General features: G+C 43.2%; 17 protein-coding genes. 8 read left to right on the top strand and 9 right to left on the bottom strand.

Features of this window, described 5'->3' with window-relative positions; translation table 11 throughout:
* Nucleotides 1-111: 111 nt before the first annotated feature.
* The gene (locus I2I33_RS16720) at nt 112-1,239 is read left to right on the top strand and encodes a hypothetical protein (protein WP_195666853.1); all 1,128 of its coding nucleotides are present in this window, start codon (nt 112-114) and stop codon (nt 1,237-1,239) included.
* Nucleotides 1,240-1,410: 171 nt separating this feature from the next.
* On the opposite strand, the gene I2I33_RS16715 is transcribed toward I2I33_RS16720, so the two are convergent.
* On the bottom strand, nt 1,411-1,965 hold the full coding sequence (locus I2I33_RS16715) for a hypothetical protein (RefSeq protein ID WP_087419684.1): 555 nt from the start codon (nt 1,963-1,965) through the stop codon (nt 1,411-1,413).
* A 2-nt stretch (nt 1,966-1,967) separates the two neighbouring features.
* Nucleotides 1,968-2,666, bottom strand: a complete 699-nt coding sequence (locus tag I2I33_RS16710) for a DUF3800 domain-containing protein (RefSeq protein WP_162613699.1) — start codon at nt 2,664-2,666, stop codon at nt 1,968-1,970.
* A 280-nt stretch (nt 2,667-2,946) separates the two neighbouring features.
* On the opposite strand from I2I33_RS16710, the gene cobC reads away from it, so the two are divergent.
* The gene (gene cobC / locus I2I33_RS16705) at nt 2,947-3,474 is read left to right on the top strand and encodes an alpha-ribazole phosphatase (protein WP_087419686.1); all 528 of its coding nucleotides are present in this window, start codon (nt 2,947-2,949) and stop codon (nt 3,472-3,474) included.
* A 3-nt stretch (nt 3,475-3,477) separates the two neighbouring features.
* On the opposite strand, the gene I2I33_RS16700 is transcribed toward cobC, so the two are convergent.
* The 7 genes from I2I33_RS16700 to I2I33_RS16670 all read right to left on the bottom strand — a co-directional run bounded on the left by I2I33_RS16700 (nt 3,478) and on the right by I2I33_RS16670 (nt 11,272).
* Complete coding sequence (locus I2I33_RS16700; RefSeq protein WP_087419687.1) at nt 3,478-3,717, bottom strand: hypothetical protein; 240 nt, start codon at nt 3,715-3,717, stop codon at nt 3,478-3,480.
* A gap of 108 nt (nt 3,718-3,825) precedes the next feature.
* Nucleotides 3,826-5,634 (bottom strand): translational GTPase TypA, encoded by a 1,809-nt coding sequence (gene typA / locus I2I33_RS16695; RefSeq protein WP_087419688.1) that lies wholly within the window; start codon nt 5,632-5,634, stop codon nt 3,826-3,828.
* Nucleotides 5,635-5,716: 82 nt separating this feature from the next.
* Nucleotides 5,717-6,712, bottom strand: a complete 996-nt coding sequence (locus I2I33_RS16690; protein WP_087419689.1) for a class II fructose-bisphosphate aldolase — start codon at nt 6,710-6,712, stop codon at nt 5,717-5,719.
* Nucleotides 6,713-6,966: 254 nt separating this feature from the next.
* A complete protein-coding gene (gene ung / locus I2I33_RS16685) occupies nt 6,967-7,635 on the bottom strand; it encodes a uracil-DNA glycosylase (protein WP_087419690.1) in 669 nt (222 codons plus the stop codon).
* 24 nt (nt 7,636-7,659) lie between these two features.
* The gene (locus I2I33_RS16680; RefSeq protein ID WP_087419691.1) at nt 7,660-8,778 is read right to left on the bottom strand and encodes a glutaminyl-peptide cyclotransferase; all 1,119 of its coding nucleotides are present in this window, start codon (nt 8,776-8,778) and stop codon (nt 7,660-7,662) included.
* A 92-nt stretch (nt 8,779-8,870) separates the two neighbouring features.
* Complete coding sequence (gene cysS, locus I2I33_RS16675) at nt 8,871-10,340, bottom strand: cysteine--tRNA ligase (RefSeq protein ID WP_087419692.1); 1,470 nt, start codon at nt 10,338-10,340, stop codon at nt 8,871-8,873.
* Between the two features lie 125 nt (nt 10,341-10,465).
* Nucleotides 10,466-11,272 carry a M48 family metallopeptidase gene (locus I2I33_RS16670; protein ID WP_087419693.1) on the bottom strand — a complete coding sequence of 269 codons (807 nt, stop codon included), beginning with the start codon at nt 11,270-11,272 and terminating at the stop codon, nt 10,466-10,468.
* Between the two features lie 148 nt (nt 11,273-11,420).
* Between I2I33_RS16670 and I2I33_RS16665 the strand changes: the two genes are divergently transcribed.
* The 6 genes from I2I33_RS16665 to I2I33_RS16640 all read left to right on the top strand — a co-directional run bounded on the left by I2I33_RS16665 (nt 11,421) and on the right by I2I33_RS16640 (nt 20,829).
* On the top strand, nt 11,421-12,008 hold the full coding sequence (locus I2I33_RS16665) for an RNA polymerase sigma factor (protein WP_087419694.1): 588 nt from the start codon (nt 11,421-11,423) through the stop codon (nt 12,006-12,008).
* 233 nt (nt 12,009-12,241) lie between these two features.
* Nucleotides 12,242-13,384 carry a FecR domain-containing protein gene (locus I2I33_RS16660; RefSeq protein WP_162613700.1) on the top strand — a complete coding sequence of 381 codons (1,143 nt, stop codon included), beginning with the start codon at nt 12,242-12,244 and terminating at the stop codon, nt 13,382-13,384.
* A 193-nt stretch (nt 13,385-13,577) separates the two neighbouring features.
* Nucleotides 13,578-16,883: a SusC/RagA family TonB-linked outer membrane protein gene (locus I2I33_RS16655; RefSeq protein WP_229128354.1), complete on the top strand. Its 3,306-nt coding sequence runs from the start codon at nt 13,578-13,580 to the stop codon at nt 16,881-16,883.
* Nucleotides 16,884-16,894: 11 nt separating this feature from the next.
* The gene (locus I2I33_RS16650) at nt 16,895-18,325 is read left to right on the top strand and encodes a RagB/SusD family nutrient uptake outer membrane protein (RefSeq protein ID WP_087419697.1); all 1,431 of its coding nucleotides are present in this window, start codon (nt 16,895-16,897) and stop codon (nt 18,323-18,325) included.
* Between the two features lie 13 nt (nt 18,326-18,338).
* The gene (locus tag I2I33_RS16645; RefSeq protein WP_158572047.1) at nt 18,339-19,097 is read left to right on the top strand and encodes a DUF4843 domain-containing protein; all 759 of its coding nucleotides are present in this window, start codon (nt 18,339-18,341) and stop codon (nt 19,095-19,097) included.
* Nucleotides 19,098-19,119: 22 nt separating this feature from the next.
* The gene (locus I2I33_RS16640) at nt 19,120-20,829 is read left to right on the top strand and encodes a PKD-like family lipoprotein (RefSeq protein WP_162613701.1); all 1,710 of its coding nucleotides are present in this window, start codon (nt 19,120-19,122) and stop codon (nt 20,827-20,829) included.
* Nucleotides 20,830-20,831 lie beyond the last annotated feature (2 nt).

The following is a 20,831-nucleotide window of genomic DNA, read 5'->3' as shown; positions in this document are numbered from 1 at the left end:
TTTCAGCGTAATGCGTTTATTATCAGTGCAAGATGCACTATTATTCCGATTTCGGTTGATTATTCCAGCCTTTTTTCATAAATTTGTAGGATACCAAAACAATTTATGGAAATGAAATCAATGATGATCTGTTTTTGCTTTTGTTGTCTGGGCTTTTGGGGGCATACGCTTTCTGCCCAAGAACAAGTTCGGGCGCTGCGGCCGTTGGAACAATGTACTTTGGTTACCGATCTGGCGGACCGGATTGAGGAAATACAAGTGATCCCGATTAAACAGCGTTTTGATGCCGAGTCATTGGAATGGATGAGGAAAAAATTGCTGATCGGACCTAATGGGGATTTGTTTCTCGTGTACGGGCGGGAGGTGATGTGTTTTGATGCTGCCGGGAAGTATCAATTTTCAATGAAATATAATCAAGGGAAAGAATGTCCTTATCATCAGGATGCCTGTATCAGCGTGGATCAGAAAAAATTGTTGTTTGCGCATGGAGATAGTGAAGTCGTGTTTTTTGATTTGAATGATGGACGTGAGATTGAGCGTCTCCCGATGAACAAGCCTCTACAATTGTTTGAGGAGATAGCTCCGGCACCAGATGGAGGGTTTTATTATTATTCGATCTCGGCTCCTTGTTCTAATAATTTTGAACAGGGACACCTCTTAGTGACCCGATTTGATAGGAACGGGAAAAAGTTGGAGAGTTTAATTCCGCAGGTCGGGTTCACGGTGAATATTTTCCTCGTATCGCAGGCCGTAGGTAATACTTATCTGATCCGCACGCAAGGAGGTGATAACGCATGTTACCGGGTGAATACGAAAGGAGAGTTAGAGAAGGCCTACACCTTTGATTTTGGCAAACGGGGAATACCGGATACTTACGGGATGTTAAAAGGTGATTTGATGTTACAGGATTACATGAGGGCGGATTATTACAAGATGCCGATCTATTTGTGTGAGGGTGGAAAATTCTTTTATTTCACCAGTTGCGGACCTCAGGCAGAGGCGTATAATTTCCTTTATGCCCGGGGTAAGGATTCGGGGATTTATTGGAAAGCGGATCCCGATTTGGAAATTCATTTTCTCTCAGCAGATGAGGACTATTTTTATGCGCTTTTAGAACCCGTTCCGGAAGAGATGATCCGGGAGACGCAAGACCCGTTATTACGGCAGGTATTTAAACAGTTTGCCCTTTCGTTGGGAGAAGAGACGTCTGCCCGATTGGTGAAGGTCAAGTTTAAATGAAGTCAGACTGGAAGTTAAGAGACTTGTGTGTTGTTGGTTTTATGTGAATTGTTAATTTGTTGTTTTTCTATTGTAATATTAAATATTATTCTGATCTTTGTATTAGCTCATTAACCAAGTTGTTAAAGGAGTTACGGAGTCGTTTGATTATTCAAGCGACTCTTGCCTTTGTTAGGGTAAACTATCCATGATTTTTTGTACTAGGGAATCTGGGGTATACATTTCATTCTTTAGTTGTTCTAACCACTGATTATACTCTTTTTCTTTTTTATGTACTTCATGCGAATGTTCTGCGACAAAAGCGGTCCATGGCAATACAAAAGTTTTTCTAACTTCCAATATAAAGAAATAATCAACATCATCTTCTGTTGCGAGCCATATACAAATTCTGTGTTTGCCTTTACGTTCTTGTTCCCAAAATTTTAAAGAATATTCTCTTGTTTTTTCTACAGTAGGTTTTCCCCAAGGCATACATTCACATCTTCGCAAATCTGGTATTCTTTCACTTTCAATATCACCTTTATGCGTCATATGGTAAAAGGTATAAGCTCTATCTTGAAATTTAGGATGATATTTTAATCCTAAACGATATTTACCAAAATAAGGATGATATTTTACAAAATCTTTTTCAAACACCTTATACACTGCATCTATAAATCTTGTGTAATCCCCAGAATAATCTTGTAAGTAGATTTTTGATGGCAGCAAATTACTATGTATAGCCATAATCACATTTTTTTACTTTGCCAAACCAATATATTCATCTTATCTTCCTTATACAAGGTTGTTTTCGATAAAGAATATCCGGACTTTTTCTTTATTTGTTCAATTATTTTCAATTTGGTCTCACTCGTTTTTAGCTCTCTGTGTACATAACAAATAGCTCCTGTTAAAAAATCGGCTAATTGTATTAATTCAACTTCATGAGAACGAACTTGTTGAAGTTTGCGAATTACTTTTTTATCAAAATCATAAGCATTATTACATAGAACTGTTTGTAATTTTTCAACTTTTTTTTGTCCTTGGGAATCTTTTATATCTACATAGATGTCGTAAGAGGCTTTAGGTTCAAAAATAGTTTTTAATAAATCAAAATACATCTTGTAATAAAAATTATCATGGGTTTGGTTAAACTTCTGATGGTGTAATTCTGTTTTATCAGGGATTACTAGCACTCTAAAATGTAAATTTGAATTATCAAAAAAATAATCAACAATATCTTCGTAATATCCAATTTTAGAAGGGGATACGGCATTCCATTTTAATTCACATGTTGGATGTAAGCCATGTCGAACCTTTATTTCCCTGAGGCGTTCAAATATTTTATTCTTTTCTGATTTAGGACACCATATAGCTCCTAAAACCATTGGTTTTATATTATCATGTTCTAAATGACAACTCTCATCACAATAAACACAATATTCCATTTTTATGTATTTAGGTTTACATTTATCCATATTTTAGATGGATTACACCTTATAAGCAGTATGTTTTACTTGGGTTGTACAAATGTAGTAATTGTTCTTGGATATAAGATATACATTCTCAACTATTTATCTGTATTTTGCCAAAAGATTGAATATTCGTGAATTGTTTTGGTAAATTTCAAGTGGAGTTTGATTGGTTGTTTATGAAATTAAATTTATTGGTAAATCTTCGTGATATATCGAAAAAATGGCGAATTTTACAAGATAAACGATTTTATATATGGAAGTATTTTTGATCAGACATACGAAAACAGCGGTTATTCCGGGAACGTGTTACGGGAATTCGGATGTTGACGTGGCCGATTCTTTCCTCGAAGAGGCAGGGAAGGTGAGGGAGAGACTGAAAGGGGAGAGCTTTGATGCGGTGTATTCCAGTCCGTTACAACGTTGCAGAAAGTTGGCGGTTTACTGTGGTTACGAAAATCCGATTCTGGATGACCGACTGAAGGAATTGAATTTTGGGAGCTGGGAGGGGCAACGTTGGGATGAGATTCAAGATCCTCGTTTGCAGGAATGGTATGATGATTGGTTAAGTATGCCTGCCGGAGGGGCGGAAAGTTTTCTGGAACAGTATAACCGGGTGTCGGCTTTCTTGGATGATTTGAAGGAGACGGGACACGAGAAGGTGTGTGTATTCGCTCACGGAGGGACGATCCGGGCGGCATTGATTTATGCCGGAAAATATAATTTTAATCAGGCATTCACGGATGACGTGGATTATGGTTCTCAGGTGAAAATGACGATATAGGGGTTACTCTTCTTCTTTCAACTTTTTGCGGATACCTCTTTCTATGGCTAGAACGAGGATGATGACCAGCACGATGATGATCACGCTGATCCAAGATTGGTATGATAACTCGGTGAAATCGGTCATGGCCAGTTTTGTGATGGCTGCAAGTATCAGGATATACAGGCACGTACGCACGTTCCGCAACTTCTTCTCGGTGGTAAGTTCGACATTCTTTTCAGTTGCTTTCTTTTCGGTTTCCATGACTTGGTATTTTAATGACGAGTACTGCCTTGTAAAGATATGAAATAATATTCAAATTTATTTGGGGAGAGAAAATAAATAAAAAAACCACCCGAAGGTGGTTTTGAGTTATTCTATCGTTTTGCTTCTTCTCTTCCTTTCGTTTTCATCGAGGTAAATCTTGCGAAGCCTCATGGATTTCGGGGTGACTTCCACGTATTCGTCCTCTTTGATGTATTCGAGAGCCTCTTCCAAGCTGAAAAGGATGGGAGGAGCGATGTTTGTCTTCTCGTCGGAACCACTGGCACGCATGTTGGTCAGTTTTTTGGACTTGCACACGTTAATCACGATGTCATCCTGCCGGGTACTTTCACCGATCACCTGTCCGGCGTAAACCTCGTCTCCCGGGTTGATGAAGAATCTACCTCTATCTTGCAGTTTGTTGATGGCATAAGCGAATGAATCTCCGGTTTCCATGGCGATCAAAGAGCCGTTGGTACGCATTTCAATTTCTCCGGCGTAGGGTTCGAAACCTTTCAAACGGTGGGACATGACAGCCTCTCCGGCAGTAGCGGTAAGTAGATTACTTCTCAGACCGATGATTCCCCGTGAAGGAATATTAAACGTCAGATGTACCCGTTCGTCACGATGTTCCATGTTGGTCATGACTCCCTTGCGACGGTTTACCATCTCGATGGCTTTTCCCGACACTTCTTCCGGGAGGTCGATGGTCAGTTCCTCGACAGGTTCGCATTTCACCCCGTTTACTTCTTTGATGATCACTTTCGGTTGACCAACCTGTAATTCGTAACCTTCACGACGCATGGTTTCGATCAGCACGCTCAAGTGAAGTACACCACGTCCGAACACGACGAATGAATCAGCTGTCAGGCCCGGTTCCACCCGTAAGGCCAGATTCTTCTCCAGCTCCCGGTCCAGACGTTCCTTGATGTGGCGGGAGGTCACGTATTTACCGTCCCGGCCAAAGAATGGCGAGTCGTTGATGGTGAACAACATACTCATGGTTGGTTCATCGATTGCGATAGGGGCCAGTGCTTCCGGGTTCTCGAAGTCCGCGATGGTATCACCGATCTCGAATCCCTCGATCCCGACAAGCGCGCAGATTTCTCCACATTGCACTTCGTCAACTTTTTGTTTTCCCATCCCCTCGAAGGTCATTAAATCTTTGATGCGGGTTTTAACCAGTGTTACGCCGTCTCTTTTGCAGAGGGTGACTGGCATACCGGATTTTAATGTTCCGCGGGTCAGTTTACCAATGGCAATTCGTCCCACGTAAGAGGAGTATTCCAGAGACGTGATTAGCATCTGCGGGGTTCCTTCCTGTACTGTCGGGGCGGGAATATCTTTGATGATAGCGTCCAATAACGGGGTAATGTCCGTCGTGGGTTTGTGCCAGTCGGTGGACATCCAACCTTGTTTGGCACTACCGTAAACTACGGTGAAGTCCAATTGTTCTTCCGTGGCGTCCAAAGAGAACATCAAGTCGAATACTTGCTCGTACACGAAGTCCGGACGACAGTTCGGTTTGTCGACCTTGTTCACGACAACGATCGGTTTCTTGCCGAGGGCAAGTGCTTTTTGAAGTACGAAACGTGTTTGAGGCATAGTACCTTCAAAAGCGTCAACCAATAATAATACTCCGTCAGCCATGTTTAACACGCGTTCCACCTCTCCTCCAAAGTCGGCGTGGCCCGGGGTATCAATAATATTAATCTTGTAATCTTTATAATGAACGGATACGTTCTTGGCTAGGATGGTGATCCCTCGTTCTCTCTCCAGGTCGTTGTTATCCAGCAATAGATCACCCGTATTTTCTGTTTCTCTGAATAAGTTTCCTTGAAAAATCATTTTGTCGACCAATGTGGTTTTCCCGTGGTCAACGTGCGCGATAATCGCGATGTTTCTAATCTTCTGCATTTTGCTCCTATGGTATTAAATCCAAATAGGGCGCAAAGTTAGTATTTTTTTTAAAGAAAAGGGGCTCATTGAGCCCCTTTTTTTATTCTACCCTGTTGGCACTTCCTAAAACGTGTACCGTTTTGTGCTTGTATAATTCTTTTAATGCATCTCTGGCGGGGCCTAGGTACTTACGTGGGTCGAATTCTGCCGGCTTGTTTGCGAAGACTTCACGAACGGCTGCGGTCATTGCCAAACGACCGTCGGAGTCGATGTTGATTTTGCATACGGCAGAAGTTGCGGCTCTACGCAATTGTTCTTCGGGGATACCCACGGCGTCTTTTAATGCACCGCCATATTTATTGATAATAGCAACTTTGTCTTGTGGTACGGAGGATGATCCGTGAAGAACGATCGGGAATCCGGGGATACGTCTTTCGATTTCTTCCAGGATGTCGAAACGTAATGGGGGAGGAACGAGGATTCCGTCTGCATTACGGGTACATTGTTCCGGTTTGAATTTGTTTGCCCCGTGAGAAGTTCCGATGGAGATGGCCAATGAATCCACTCCGGTTTTCTTCACGAAGTCTTCCACCAAGTCCGGGCTGGTGTAAACGCTGGCTGCGGCAACCACGTCGTCTTCGATTCCTGCCAGTACTCCAAGTTCACCTTCTACGGTAACATCATATTTATGAGCATATTCAACCACTTTCTTGGTTAATGCCACGTTCTCGTCATAAGGAAGGGCCGATCCGTCAATCATGACAGAGGAGAATCCCATTTCGATACAAGATACACACAATTCGTACGTGTCGCCATGGTCTAGGTGAAGACAAATTGGAATATTGCATCCAAGTTCTTTGGCATATTCAACCGCACCTTGTGCCATGTAACGTAAAATGGTTTGATTTGCATATTTACGGGCACCGCTGGATACTTGTAAGATAACAGGAGATTTAGTTTCCACGCAAGCTGCAACAATAGCCTGCATTTGCTCCATGTTATTGAAATTGAAAGCCGGAATAGCATATTTACCTTCCATTGCTTTCTTGAACATTTCTCTGGAATTAACCAGTCCTAAGTCTTTGTAATTAACCATAGCTGCTATATTTTATATTCGTGCATCAAAGTTAAGCATTAAAAACAGAGATATGCAAGGAAACGAAGGAAAAATTTCAAACGTTTGCGGAGATTGAAAATTCAGGGAATTTTCAAGTTGCAGGTTGAGCCTGCGGCTCTGCAAGTTGCAGGTTACAGGTTCGAAGTGGGAAGGTCCTGTTTTGTCTGAACTTGTAACTTGTTAACCTGTAACTTGTAACTTGAAATTGCACGGGTGAAAAAAAAATAGAGTGGTTACCACTCTATTTCTTTTAAGCCGTGCGATTTCAAATAAGCATTCGCCTGACTGAATTGGTGATTGCCGAACCAGCCGCCCCGGTTGGCAGACAAGGGGGAGGGGTGTACGGATTTCAGCACCAAATGCCGTTGGGTGTCAATGAAGGCGCCTTTGCGTTGGGCGTAGGAACCCCAAAGGAAGAAAACGAGGTTTTCTTTTTTCTCGGAAATGATTTTGATGACGGCATCGGTGAAGGTTTCCCAACCTTTGTTCTGATGTGAACCAGCCTGATGGGCTCTCACGGTCAATGTAGCGTTGAGTAATAGCACTCCCTGTTCCGCCCAGCGTTCGAGGTTGCCGGACGTGGGGACGGGTTTACCCAAATCGTTATTTATTTCTTTGAAAATGTTCTGTAATGAAGGTGGTTGCTCGATGCCTTCCGGAACGGAAAAACAAAGTCCGTGCGCCTGTCCGGGACCATGGTACGGGTCTTGCCCGAGAATGACAACCTTGGTTTGTTCTGCGGGACAATGATCAAAGGCATTGAAAATGAGTTTTCCCGGAGGATATATCTTCGTGGTCTTGTACTCGTTTTTCACGAATTGGATCAACTCGGAGAAATAAGGTTTCTCAAATTCATCTTTTAGGAGTTCTTTCCAAGAGGGCTCGATTTTTACGTCAACCATAGAATTTTGATTTTAATCACTTAATTATTTCGTTTTTATCTCAAATAACTTCGGCCAGTGTTTTCCGGTAACGTAAATCGTGCCCTTCTTTTCGTTGTACGCGATACCGTTTAAAACATCGTCGTTCTGGTCAAGTTTGGCTTTTTCGGAGGCGGTGAGTAGATTCGGGAGTAGTAGGTCCTGTACTACTTCGCCTGATTCCGGGTCGATGATGACAATCCGGTCTGTAAGCCATTCGTTTGCCCAGATATAACCGTTTATGTACTCCAGTTCATTTAAGTTGGTTACCGGACCTTTGTTGTCGAAAACTTCCACGGTTTTGACAACGCTGAAGAGGTTCGGGTCCAAATGGTACAAGTTATGTGAACCGTCACTCATGACGAGTTTGTCTCCCATCGTGGTCAGTCCCCAGCCTTGCTCCATGGAGTAGTCGAATGTCGTTAACAGGGTGAAGGAGGCCAAGTCGTACACGAACGCTTTCTGGGAAGTCCAGGTAAGCTGGTATATCTTGTCCTTGTAAACCGTGATCCCCTCTCCGAAATATTGGCTGTCCAACCCTAGCATGGCGAGCGTCTTGTTGTTCTCCAAGTCGATCTTGCGCAGGGTGGATTGGCCTTTGATCCCGGTTCCCTCGTAGATAATGCCGTCTATATATACTAATCCCTGCGTGGAGGCATCCGTGGCATGGGAATAGGTTTTCACCAGTTGGTATTGAAGTGGTTGGGGTGCCTTATCCGGTTTCACGATAAAGGATTGGGTCGCTACCCCGCATTTGTTGTTGGGGTGGAATGCGATCACTTTGAGCGTGTTGGTACCACATTTTTCTTTCGGGATTTTGAACACGAATTCCCGGGTTGCGCTGTCGAGCGTGGCAATCTGTTTCTGGTTGAAAAACAGGTGGGCGGAGTCTATTTTATAGTGCTTGTTGTTCGCGTATACAATTTTGAGTTCCTCGTTGAATTGGCAGGTGTCGAATTTCATGGGATACACGAATTGCACGCTTTTCACGTATTTAGGTCCCGTTGTTTTGCGGCTTTGAGCGCTGTCTACCGTAACCTGGTTCTGGTCTCCTTTACTCTTTTTTTCTCCCTGACAGGCAGAGAGTAACAGGAGAGAAAGTAGTATGTAGTAGAGATAAGGCATAATGTATTATGTGATTTAGTGATTTATGATTTAGTGATTCTTGTGTTTACGATCAAGTGTAATCACTCAATCGTAAATCACTTCATCTGCAATCATTCAAGGCTCCATTCGTAACCGTCCTTCGTGTCTTTTATCTGGATACCTGCGTTTTTCAGCTCGTTGCGGATGCTGTCGGAGGTAGCCCAGTCCTTGTTCGCCCGGGCGGTTTTCCGCACGTTCATCATGGCGTCGATCACCTTGCCTAGGGCTTGGTTGCTAGCACTGGAGTCCTCTTCTCCCTTGAGACCGAGGATGTCGAACACGAAACTGTGGAACAGGTTTTTCAACATTTCCAAGTTTTCTGCGTTGATCTTTTCCGAGCCAGCTGCGATGGAGTTGATGATGCGGACGCCTTCGAACAAGTGGGCGATTAATATCGGCGTGTTCAAGTCGTCGTTCATGGCCTCGAAACAGTTCGCTTGCAAGGTGGCGATGTCTACCGTGTTCTCGTTGGACGCTTTCAACCTGTTAAGTTGTGAAACGGCGGCCATCATTCGCTCGTAACCTTTCTCTGCTGCCTTTAATGCCTCGTTCGAGAAGTCAAGCGGGCTGCGATAGTGTGCTTGCAGGATGAAGAATCGAACGGTCATGGGGGAGTAAGCCTGTTCCAGCACGTTGTTGTCGCCCGTGAAGAGCTGATCCAGCGTGATGAAGTTCCCCAGGGATTTACCCATCTTCTGCCCGTTGATGGTCACCATGTTGTTGTGCATCCAGTATTTTACTGCCTCGTGTCCTTGTGCCGCCACGTTTTGGGCAATTTCACATTCGTGGTGCGGGAATTGCAAGTCCAAACCGCCCCCGTGGATGTCAAATGTTTCTCCCAGGTATTTCTGACTCATGCAGGAACATTCAAGGTGCCAGCCCGGGAATCCTACACCCCAAGGTGAGGGCCAACGCATGATATGTTCCGGGGAGGCTTTTTTCCACAAAGCGAAATCAAACGGGTTACGTTTTTCCTGTTGTCCGCTCAGTTCTCTCGTGTTGGCAAACAATTCGTCGATTTTACGACCGGATAGTTTACCGTAGTGATATTTTTGGTTATAGCGTTCCACGTCGAAATAGATATTTCCCTCGCTTTCGTAGGCAAAACCGTTTTCGATGATCTGCTTGATTAATTCCTGTTGTTCGATAATGTGACCGGATGCGTGTGGCTCGATGCTGGGGGGCAGCGTGTTCAGTTGCTCCATGTTTTTGTGGTAACGGTTCGAGTAGAATTGTACCACTTCCATCGGTTCCAATTGTTCCAGTTTGGCTTTCTTGGCGATCTTGTCTTCTCCCTCATCCGCATCATTCACGAGGTGCCCCACGTCAGTGATGTTGCGGACGTATCTTACCCGGTATCCCATGAATTTGAGATAACGGAATAACAAGTCAAAGGTGATTGCCGGACGGGCATGGCCCAGATGAGCGTCCCCGTATACGGTCGGTCCACAAACATATAATCCTACGAAAGGCGGGTTAATGGGTTCAAATAACTCTTTTTTTCGACTTAACGTGTTGTATATCGTTAACTTGTTTTCCATGATACTATAATGCTTTATTGATATGATTCAACAAAAGTAGAAATTTTCTCCTTGAAAATGACGGGAAAGGGTAAATTAATGCCTTATTCTTGTCATTCATGGTTTGTTTCTCGTTTGTTGTTACTCTAGTTTTTCTTGTATTTCAACGCTTCCGGGATGGCCTCTTTTAGTTTGGCAATCCGTTTTGTGTCGGCAGGGTGAGTGGATAGGAATTCGGGCTGCTTGCCTGTTGATGCGTTTGCCATACGGGTCCAGAAAGCGACAGCCTCATTCGGGTCGTAGCCGGCCATAGCCATGAAGATCAGTCCCAAGTGATCCGCCTCGTACTCGTGTTTACGGGAGAAGGGGAGTGTGATTCCCACGTTGGTTCCCATACCTATCGCGGCAGCCAAGATGGCTTTTCTCGAATCACTCTGGTCGTGACCAAGGATTTCGGTGGCAGCGGCCTGCCCGTATTGTATGAGTGCCTGCTGGCTCATGCGCTCGTTGCTGTGGTGAGCCACGGCGTGGGCGATCTCATGCCCCATGACGACAGCGATTCCCGCGTCATTCTGACAGTAGGGTAATATTCCCTCGTAGAAAACGACCTTACCTCCCGGCATACACCATGCGTTGGGTTCGTTGCTGGCCACGAGGTTGAATTCCCATTGAAAATTGGCAATCTGGTCTTGCAGCCCATTTGTGGCAAGATATTGTTCAACGGCTTTCGAGATCTTTGCCCCGACATTTTTGATCCGTTGTTTATTGACGGCATCGGTGGATAGCTTGTTTTCCTTTAAAAAGCTACTGTATGAGGTTAAACTCATGGAGACCATTTGGTCTTCCGGGAATAAGATAAGTTGGTGTCTTCCCGTAAGCGGCACGGTGGCGCATCGGAAGAAAAGCAGAACGATCCCTACGATGAACGTAAGGCGTAAAATTGTTCTTTTCATAAGCTGAATAATTGAACGGTTATATTTTAAGTGCTAAAATATAATACGGATTTGATATTTGCAATGTTTTATTACGTGCTTGTTTACATTTGTTGATATGATGTAAAGAGAATATTTTATACCTTTGTGCCAAAGTGAACGTGAAAATATGCAACAGAAGGATGTTCAGATATGTGATTTACTGAAAAATAAGGATGCGAAAGGGATGGAATTCCTTTTCGAGGAATATTATAAGCCTTTGGTTGTGTGGGGGGATACTTTTTTGAACGATGTTTCCCGGTCGGAGGATTTGGTTCAGGATTTTCTGATTAAATTGTGGGAAAAACGGATCGGGGAAAAATTGGAACCTTCAACGTTACGATCTTATCTTTTTGTTTCTATTCGTAACTTGGCGTTAAATGCTAAAGTGAAAGTTGATCCCGTACGGTATGTTTGTGATTTTGCCCATCTTGAAAAACCGTGGGAGGAGTATGACAATATTGAAGAAGAGGTTATTCAACGGATAGAGCGTGAAGTCAAAAAATTGCCTTCCCGGAGTCGTGACATAATTGAATGTGTATACCTGAAAGGAATGCGATATAAGGAGGTTGCGGCAGAGTTGAATATTTCTGTGGCAACGGTCAATACTTTATTGGTAAATGCCTTGAAAAAGTTAAGGCAGACTACGGGTAAGGAAGAAAGTATTTTAATATATTGGTTGTGCCTGTCTTGTTGTAAATCAGTAGCCAAAGCCTGATTTTGTGAATTGTACTTCATTTTAATGTGTTAAATAATGTTTCTCGTTCAATGACTTTGCTTTTGAATCTGTATTATATATAGAATATGGATCGTGTATTATTTAACGATCGTTTAATAATACTCTTAATTATTTGCATTTTTCGTCTTTTGCATGATACTTACTACTTAGTAATCAAGTTTCTTTAGTTTTAAACAAGTCTCTTTTACTAAATGTCATTAATCGATCGAATTATGATATTTGAAGAGGATGTGGATTCATTTTTATTGCGCTATTTACTGAATGAACTTGACTCGGAGGACCGGAAGAAAGTGGAAGAGTGGATTGTGGCAAACGAGGAAAATCGTCAGTACTATCAGGCCTATCAAAAAACTCATTTGGAGTTGCGCTGGATGGAGAGATCGAAAAAGGTCGAAGGGAACTTTATTCAATTTGATCGGTTACGTCGGAAACAACATTTTCGGAGAGTTTTTTACAGGTGTGTCGCTTGTGCCATTATCTTGTTGTCCGTAGGAGGTGCTTTCCGATACTGGGATGAAAAACCGGAAATGCGACTTGTTCAGGAGGGTATACAGCCGGGGAAGTCGCAGGCTATACTTTACATGGCATCCGGACAGGTTGTGAGCGTGGATAAGGATGCCCAAGAATTGAAGGAAGTGGATGGAACTTGTATCAATGTCGATTCGGTTGCGGGAATGACTTATAATGTTACGGCGGGGGAAAGTAGCTCGGAAGTATTGTATAATCGGGTGGTCGTGCCTAAAGGAGGAGAGTTTAAATTGACATTGAGTGACGGGACAAAGGTGTGGTTGAATTCGTTCAGCGAGTTGCGTTATCCGGTCAATTTTACGGGAAAGAAACGTGAAGTTATCTTGGCAGGAGAGGCGTATTTTGATGTGGTCGGAGACCCGGAACATCCGTTCGTTGTCAAGGTAAACGATTTGGATATAAGTGTTTTGGGAACCCAGTTTAATGTTAATGCTTATACCGCAGGTATCGTGAAAACCGTGTTGGTGGAAGGACGTGTAAATTTACGAGGAAGAATGGGAGAGATCGATCTGCATCCCCGACAGATGGGTGAGTACCGGGAAACAGATGGTAACCTGTACATGACGGAAGTGGATGTTTTACCTCATGTGGCATGGAAAGACGGGAATTTTATATTTAGAAGTGAATCCCTGGAAGATATTATGGACAAATTGAGTATCTGGTATAATCTGGATGTGTTCTACACGAATGACGAGTTGAGGGGTATCCGTTTGTCCGGCAATTTATTCCGATACGGGGATGTGAATCAATTATTCACTCTTTTTGAGAAGATTTCCGATGCTCGTTTTCAGGTAGAAGGAAAAAGTGTCGTGATCAGTTGTAAATAATGTGTAATTATTAATAGTGTGTATGTAAAAAAGATGAAGATGGTGGCACATCTCCATCTCTTGAATTGGTAAAAAGAATAGATGGCCGGAAATACCGGGTCTATTCAATGTTTAATTGTTCAAATACAAATTTATGGAATGGAAAGGACTTTATGCCTTATCTAGGGTGAAATTTTCTCAAATTTTTAAAATCATGAGAGTGTTTACGATTTGTATGCTTGTTTTCGTGTTTGGGGCCACGGCTAGTGGTTTTTCACAAAAGCAGGTCGTTACGTTGGATTTGCGACAATGCGATATGAGTACGTTGTTCCAAGAGATTTGGAAACAGACGGGGTTGCGTTTCGTTTACAACGACAAGGATGTGGCGAGTATTTCACGTTTTGACGTGAAAGCCGAAAGTGAAGCCGTAGAGAAGGTGCTGGAAGAGGTTTTTGCGAAGACTTCTTTAAAGTGTACTTTCGAGGGAGATGTGATCTTGGTGGTTGTCGATAAACAACGGGCGATTGCCGCTGATCCTGTAAAAAAAGTGACTGTGAAAGGACGGGTGACGGATGAAACCAAAAGCCCTCTACCCGGGGTAACCGTGGTAGTGAAGATCCCGGGTGCTACGGCGAACACGATTGGAACCTCGACTGACGTGAACGGAAAGTACGAGTTGTCGTGGGTTGATCAGAAGAACGTATCGCTGGTCTTCTCTTTTGTCGGGATGGAAACGCAAGAAGTGGCGTATACCAACCAAAAGGAAATAGACGTGGTGATGAAAGAGGAAACGAAAGCGTTGGAAGACGTCGTAATCACGGGGTATTTCCAACGTAAGAAGGTGAGTCAAACCGGTTCGGAGGTTGTTGTGGAAGGAGAGGAACTTCGTAAGGTAGGTTCTTTGAACTTGTTGCAGGCGATTTCAGCTTTCGACCCGGGTGTTCGTACGTTGGAAAATAATGAGTTCGGTAGTGACCCGAACCGTATGCCAGAAATTACAGTGCGCGGTCAGAAAGGATTCGATTTACGTAGTGAAGCGGACGATTCCCGGACGGATCCCAATGCCCCGCTTTATATTATGGACGGAATCGAGGTGTCGGCCCAAACAGTGTATGATATGGATATGAACCGTATTGCGGCATTTTCTATTTTGAAAGATGCTTCCGCAACATCGTTGTATGGATCTCGGGGTGCGAATGGGGTTATTTTGATCACGACGGTTCGTCCGCAAGCCGGGGAAATCAAGGTGACGTTGAACGGTAATTTCAATATCTCGATTCCGGATCTTCGCTCGTATAATTTGATGGAAGCTCGCGAGAAACTGGAGTACGAGCGTCTTGCAGGCGTGTATAAGGCTAACAGTTATGATGGGCAAGCACAGAAAGATATCATGTATAATGATGTTTTGATGGAAATCGAACGGGGTGTCAACACGTATTGGTTGTCACAACCGTTGAGAACTTCAGTGAATCAGCGATACAGTGCATTCTTGGAGGGGGGTGACGAGCATTTCCGTTACGGGGTCAACTTGAAATATGATAATGACAAGGGTGTGATGAAAAAATCAGGACGCGAGAAATATGGCATTAGCGTTTATTTTAGTTATGACATCGCTGGTAAATTGATTGCGCGGAATGATGTGATTATTGATGATGTGAAAGCGACGAATTCTCCTTACGGGGCGTTTTATCAATACGCTCAAATGAACCCGTATGAGCGTATTTACGATGCCGAAAAGGGAGAGATGATTCGGGAATTTGATGCGAACGGGACGGTCGTGCGTAACGTTTTAGTGAATTCGTTGTTACCTAATTTCTCTTATGAGAAGTACACCCAAATCCGCGATAACTTTCAATTGCAGTGGTGGGCAAACTCTCACTTGATGTTCCGGGGAAATATTGCCATTACGAAACAAACGGATCGTGATGAGGCTTACTTGTCACCGGAATCTGTTGAGTTCGAGGGGAAAACGGATGCGTCAGAAAAAGGAAGTTATACGATAAGCAATGGTAATAGTGTTGATTTGGAGGGTAGTCTTACGGTAAACTATAATAACAATTTTTTTGATAAACTTTATTTCAGTCTTGGTCTTGGAACGGAATTGCAGACTTCAAAATCTACGGATGACGGGTATGTGGCGACCGGTTTCTTGAACGACAAGTTGATTTATCCGTCGTACGCTTTGCAATTCCAGAAAAATTCAAAACCGACCGGGTATTTTGATAAGTCGAGGTTGGTAGGCTTTTTTGGGAATGCCAATATGAACTGGGATAATCGTTACATTCTTGATGTGACGTATCGAACTGACGGTTCCAGTCGTTTCGGACGTAAATCTCGTTTTGCTCCTTTCTGGTCTGTCGGTGCGGCATGGAATATTAATCAAGAGAATTTCTGGACGGGGAGCGGTTACATGAAACTGCGTGCCTCTGTAGGAAGTACGGGTTCCACCAATTTCTCTGCCGATCAAGCCTTAACTCGATTCACGTATAATAGTGATAACGAGTATAACGGAATCTATGGTGCTGTTGTTAATGCTTACGGTAATCCGGCATTGAAATGGCAAAATGTGTTGAAATATAATGTCGGTTTAGACATGAGCGTGTGGAGAAATATCATCACCTTGAATTTTGATGCTTATTTGGAACGAACAGAGAATCTTTTGCTTAATATCGACGTGGCTCCTTCAACCGGATTCACATCTTATACGGAAAACATGGGTTCTTTGGATAACAAAGGATTTGAAGCTCGTTTGCGGTTGAATTTGATTAACGATAGACAAAACGATTTGAGTTGGAACGTTACGTTGAGTGCGGCTCACGAGGAGAACAAGATTCGGAAACTTTCCAATGCGATGAAGGCGATGAATCAGGAGGCGATGGATATAGAAAATAACAAGGGGGGTAGCGAGGTGTTCCGGATGTATGAAGTGGGACGTTCTCAAACTGCGTTGATGTTGGTGCGCTCTATGGGTATCGATCCGGCAACCGGTAACGAGGTGTACATCAAACGTGATGGTTCTTTGACTTTTGAATATGATCCGAATGATAAAGTGGAGGTGGGAAATACAAACCCGAAGCTGCAAGGTTTTTTTAATAGTAATTTGACGTGGAAAGGTCTTAATCTCTACATGAATTTCGGCTACGAGATGGGAGCGAAACAATTCAATCAAACACTTGCCACGAAGGTGGAGGGGGCTGATCCCAAGAAAAATGCGGACCGCCGCGTATTGTACGATCGTTGGAAAAAACCGGGTGATAAGGCAATGTTCCGTCGTATTGATGACCAGACCCCGGTTTATCAGTCTACGCGTTTGGTGCAAAAGAGCAACTTCTTGAAGTTATCGAGTCTTTCGTTGACGTATGATATTCCGAGAGACATGCTGAAAAAGACTTTCATCGAACGGTGTAAATTTACCTTCTCCATGACGGATGTATTCCGTATATCCACGATAAAGGAGGAGAGAGGAACTTCTTACCCGTTCGCACGGACTGTTTCTTTAGGATTTAACTTAACATTTTAAAATCAATTGGTATGAAGAGAATATTATATATTTTCATCGGATTGTTGTTTTCGCTGACCTCCTGCAATGATTGGTTGGATGTGGAATTGGACAACAAAGTGGATGACGATAAATTATTCAATACGGCAGAAGGTTTTAAAGAAGCACTTGCCGGTGTTTACAGTAGCATGTCAAAGTCTAGTATGTACGGAGGACGGTTGACCATGGAGTATGTTGATGTTTTGGCTCAATATTACAATTCCAATTCAACTTACGAGTATTGGGAAGACTATGATTACGAGAATAGCGGATGTCGTTCGATTATCAGTGGGATGTGGAATAATTTGTATTCTTGTATTTCGCAAGCCAACTGTATATTGGAGTGGGCAGATAAAAATGCGGGAGTGTTGAGCGAGTCAGATCGTAATCAAATTCGTGGCGAGGCGTTGGCTTTAAGGGCTTTCTTGCATTTCGATCTCTATCGTTTGTTCGCTCCTGATGTGAAGTGGGCGCAGAATGCGGAAGGAATCCCGTATAATAAAGAGTTTGGCGTTTCTTTGCCCCCGATGTATTCGACGAAAGAGGTGGTGCAATTGGTGATTAACGATTTGTTGGAAGCAGAAAAATGCTTGCAAAACGATCCGATACAGAATGTCGTTCCCTATATGATCAGAACTTCAACGTCGGCAGGTGATGTGGTGGATAAGGCTGCGAAAGACGAGATGGATAAATACGTGGCTCGCGTGAATTTGTATTCGGTGAAAGCCATGTTGGCTCGCGCTTATCAGGCTCGCGGAGAATATGTTGCTGCTGTCAGCAAGGCCAAAGAGGTGATTGATAGTGGAAAGTTCCGTCTATTGGAGGCCACGAGTATTGACCAGAGTGAGAATATGGTCGATTTGTTGTTCTCTGACGAGCATATTTTTTCGCTTCGTAATAAAGAGTTAAGCACCTACACGAAATCGATTTTTAAGGAAACTTCCGGAGGTACAACAGCTTTACGTATGGAGGGATCTTATAATTTATATGATGGGAACCAGGATGATTTCCGTTACTCCAAATGGTATGTCGATTTTGATTTCATCAAATATGTTCCCGACAGTAACAGTATATTTACGACGAAAGTGCCCTTGATCAAGCTTTCCGAGATGTATTTGTTGATTGCCGAGTGTACTTACGACACGGATCCGGATGAGGCCAGACGTTACGTGAATATGTTGCGTAGGCATCGAATCAGGGGAAATCAAGAGGGAGCAGGCGATTGGATGTACTTATCGAGAGAAGATATATTTAAGGAGATGAGACGCGAATACATTGGAGAAGGGCAAATGTGGTTTGCGCATAAGCGCAACAGATTGAATTTGTCGGGAGGACTCACGGGAACTATCGAGGCGAGTGATGATATTTTCGTATTCCCTTTACCGGATGCGGAAATAGAATCAGGGAATCGGAATGAACGTTAAAATATAGATGAAAATGAATAGATTATCATATTATTTCTTATTGAGTTGTGTCGCACTATTATGGAGTTGCGATCAAGATATTGATTATCCTTATCAAGGAAAGGATAGAATACAGTTTCAACATTATACCGTTGACTGGAATGGAAATCGTAATTATAGCGATTCGACGTTATTTTCTTTCGGGCTTATACCCAGCGAAGTAAGAGAGGATACGTTGAAATTACCCGTGGAATATTTGGGAAATGGTTCCGATAGAGATAGAACCTATAAAGTGTCGATTGTTGCTGATTCCACCACGGCTGTAGAAGGCGTACACTATTTGGCTTTTAATAGCCTGCAGACGTTCCGTGCCAACGAGTTGACAGACACGTTGTATATTGTGGTCCTTCGGGAGGCGTTGTCTAAGGATTATGCTGAAGGAGAGAATATACGGTTGGAGTTGAAATTGGAGGCCACGGATGATTTTGCTTTAGGATTGGACGGTGGGATTCAACGAAAGATTGTTTTTAACGATTTTATGGCAGAGCCGACGTGGTGGCAAGGGAGTCTGTCCGGTTCATTTGGTTTTTACCACCCGAAAAAATGGAAGTTTCTTATCGAAGAGATTGGAGATGAGGAATTAGCTACGTACGGAAGTATTCCTTATGATCGTAATTCTCCTGAAATTAAATCTTACGTTAATAGTATGGATCGATATTTGAGAAATACGGTCGTGATTGATGATGTTACGGGAATGCGAGTTACCATGAATGGTTTGGAACCTATAGAATAGTAAACATTGAAAAATGACGAATATGAAAAAAGTACACGCATCATTATTCAGTATGTTGTTGGGCGGTTTGGCAGTAACCGCTTGTTATGATGATCTTGGAAATTATAGTTACCGGGATATTAACGAGTTGCACGTGGAGGGAATTGAACGTGATTACGTGCGGGATGTGGACGATAGTTTAAAAATAGTACCCGTTTTGCAGGGCACGCAATACAGCGATACTTCTCGATTCACGTATGCGTGGGAAATCCAAAGCAGTATTCTTGCCGAAACTCAAGATTTGAATTTGAGAATCAACTTGACTACCGGAGAGAAAAAGTGTCGTTACATCGTGACGGACAAGAAAACGGGGGTTCAATATTATACTCCATTTAATTTGAGTATCCGTTCTTCTACTGCGGCCGATTTGATTGTCGTGCTCAGCAAGTATAAAGGACGTGCGGAGCTTTCTTACTTACGTTTGGACAAGCCTTCTAATTGGGTTATGAATTATTATGCCGATCGTTATGGAGAGAATCTGGGGATGAATCCTCAACGACTTCAGCTGACTTATATGGAGTCAAATCAAGGTTGGCCGGTGACATGTCCACAGGGGCGTTTGTTGGTGTTGTGTGATGATCAGGCTTCTCTTTTGGATAAAAGCACGATGATGAGGGATACGGTGATGCCTTATTTAACGGCAGGGGCGTACAAGGGGATTGCTACTTGGCCTCCGGAGGATGAAGATGAGGGGGATGGGTTTATTTATCAAACGCAATTTATGGCCTCTTCGGTTTCTTTTTGGAGAACAAATCCGTACGGAAGCGGATTCCAGAAAGGAGAGTATTTTTTTGAAATTTCCGGGGGAGAGTTGTTTACCGTTTACACGGCTACGAATACTTCTGCTAAAGCGACGTTTAAGGCGAATATAGGGAGTCGTTATGATGGTGGTTATTTGTGTCCTTTCGGTTTTTGGGATGATATGTCTGATAGTGAACTGGGACCTAATGGAGATATGGGGAGAAAGCAAGGAGATTTCATCATGTTTGATAAGGTTCACGGGAAATTCACTTTCTATGACGGTGGTTTCATGCGTGAAGGTGACGGAGGGAGAGACGTAGATCCTATTCCAACGTATGCCGGTTATGAGTTGATATGGGGAAGTGCGACCAATTTGAGTCCGAACAATCGTTGTTTGGCGATTTTGAATAACGGCACACAGACGCGTTTGGTGATGCTTGAAAATGGTCCGGGTATTGGAATTGGAGGTAAGGTTCGCACGAAAGCCTTGGTGAAAGAGGTTAGCGGGGGAGTTATCACGAGTTCCTCGAAGTTCTATGTCCCCAATTATGTTGATCATTTGTATTTCACGGTCGGGAATGCGGTGTATTGCTATACGATTAGTGATATGTTGGGAAATGTTGTTCCGGGGAATAGTCATAAGTTGTTCGACTTGACTCAATACGGCTACGATGCTAATGCCGTTATCACGGATGTGTGCGTGTCTCGTAGCGAGAAAACGTTGTTGTTGGGTGTGTCTCGTTATGGCATGGATGCAGAAGCCATGACCGATGAGCTGATGGGGGATATCCTCTATTTTGATTTGGATGTTTCCAATAAACAAATCAAATACAATGAGGCTAAATCAGCCCGTGGTATCGCTGGAATTCCCGTGGATGTGGAGATTAAATACCAGACGTATTGGCGTAACGGGTGTTTACAAGACGGGGTTACTTTAAAAGATAACATTTAAGT

It is taken from the genome of Butyricimonas sp. BSD2780061689_150309_C8 (genome assembly GCF_015560935.1).
Taxonomy (GTDB): domain Bacteria; phylum Bacteroidota; class Bacteroidia; order Bacteroidales; family Marinifilaceae; genus Butyricimonas; species Butyricimonas paravirosa.
Note: the sequence above shows the minus strand (reverse complement) of the source record. Positions and strands in the feature narration are given on the sequence as shown.

What these genes read in the sequence shown, in the direction of transcription:
- I2I33_RS16720 (WP_195666853.1), top strand. Translation starts at nt 112, where the DNA reads ATGAAATCAATGATGATCTGTTTTTGCTTTTGTTGTCTGGGCTTTTGG.
- I2I33_RS16715 (WP_087419684.1), bottom strand. Translation starts at nt 1,965, where the DNA reads ATGGCTATACATAGTAATTTGCTGCCATCAAAAATCTACTTACAAGAT.
- I2I33_RS16710 (WP_162613699.1), bottom strand. Translation starts at nt 2,666, where the DNA reads ATGGAATATTGTGTTTATTGTGATGAGAGTTGTCATTTAGAACATGAT.
- cobC (WP_087419686.1), top strand. Translation starts at nt 2,947, where the DNA reads ATGGAAGTATTTTTGATCAGACATACGAAAACAGCGGTTATTCCGGGA.
- I2I33_RS16700 (WP_087419687.1), bottom strand. Translation starts at nt 3,717, where the DNA reads ATGGAAACCGAAAAGAAAGCAACTGAAAAGAATGTCGAACTTACCACC.
- typA (WP_087419688.1), bottom strand. Translation starts at nt 5,634, where the DNA reads ATGCAGAAGATTAGAAACATCGCGATTATCGCGCACGTTGACCACGGG.
- I2I33_RS16690 (WP_087419689.1), bottom strand. Translation starts at nt 6,712, where the DNA reads ATGGTTAATTACAAAGACTTAGGACTGGTTAATTCCAGAGAAATGTTC.
- ung (WP_087419690.1), bottom strand. Translation starts at nt 7,635, where the DNA reads ATGGTTGACGTAAAAATCGAGCCCTCTTGGAAAGAACTCCTAAAAGAT.
- I2I33_RS16680 (WP_087419691.1), bottom strand. Translation starts at nt 8,778, where the DNA reads ATGCCTTATCTCTACTACATACTACTTTCTCTCCTGTTACTCTCTGCC.
- cysS (WP_087419692.1), bottom strand. Translation starts at nt 10,340, where the DNA reads ATGGAAAACAAGTTAACGATATACAACACGTTAAGTCGAAAAAAAGAG.
- I2I33_RS16670 (WP_087419693.1), bottom strand. Translation starts at nt 11,272, where the DNA reads ATGAAAAGAACAATTTTACGCCTTACGTTCATCGTAGGGATCGTTCTG.
- I2I33_RS16665 (WP_087419694.1), top strand. Translation starts at nt 11,421, where the DNA reads ATGCAACAGAAGGATGTTCAGATATGTGATTTACTGAAAAATAAGGAT.
- I2I33_RS16660 (WP_162613700.1), top strand. Translation starts at nt 12,242, where the DNA reads ATGATATTTGAAGAGGATGTGGATTCATTTTTATTGCGCTATTTACTG.
- I2I33_RS16655 (WP_229128354.1), top strand. Translation starts at nt 13,578, where the DNA reads ATGAGAGTGTTTACGATTTGTATGCTTGTTTTCGTGTTTGGGGCCACG.
- I2I33_RS16650 (WP_087419697.1), top strand. Translation starts at nt 16,895, where the DNA reads ATGAAGAGAATATTATATATTTTCATCGGATTGTTGTTTTCGCTGACC.
- I2I33_RS16645 (WP_158572047.1), top strand. Translation starts at nt 18,339, where the DNA reads ATGAATAGATTATCATATTATTTCTTATTGAGTTGTGTCGCACTATTA.
- I2I33_RS16640 (WP_162613701.1), top strand. Translation starts at nt 19,120, where the DNA reads ATGAAAAAAGTACACGCATCATTATTCAGTATGTTGTTGGGCGGTTTG.